Source organism: Bradyrhizobium sp. CSS354 (assembly GCF_029051725.1).
Taxonomy (GTDB): Bacteria; Pseudomonadota; Alphaproteobacteria; order Rhizobiales; family Xanthobacteraceae; genus Bradyrhizobium.
On sequence record NZ_JAACFU010000089.1, the window covers coordinates 1 to 456 of the forward strand.

Below are 456 nucleotides of genomic sequence, written 5' to 3' on the forward strand. Positions count from 1 at the left end.
CCTGAATACCTCGTCAAGCAGCTGCAGGAGTTCAAGTCCGGCAAGCGCAACGACCCGGTCATGAAGGGCATCGCCGCCATGCTGTCGGAAGACGACATGCGCAACATCGCGTGGTGGGTGGCCGGCAAGCAGGCCAAGCCCGGCTTCGCCAAGGACAAGGACCTCGTCGCCCTGGGCGAGCGCATCTACCGCGGCGGCATCGCCGACCGCAACATCGCCGCCTGCGCCGGCTGCCACAGCCCCAACGGCGCCGGCATTCCGGCCCAGTACCCGCGCCTGTCGGGCCAGCACGCCGACTACACGGCCAAGCAGCTCGGCGAGTTCCGCGAGGGCAAGCGCGCCAACAGCGTGCAGATGACGCAGGTCGCCGCCAAGCTCAACGACCGCGAGATCCGCGCCGTGGCGGACTACATCGCCGGCCTGCGCTGATCCCCACGCACCTGCGGGAATTCCGGG

At 69.1% G+C, this 456-nt stretch carries 1 protein-coding gene; it reads left to right on the top strand.

Translation table 11 applies throughout. The features are described from left to right. A partial coding sequence (locus tag GWG67_RS38780; RefSeq protein WP_275174899.1) for a c-type cytochrome occupies positions 1-429 on the top strand: 429 nt, incomplete at its 5' end. Between the last annotated feature and the right edge of the window lie 27 nt (positions 430-456).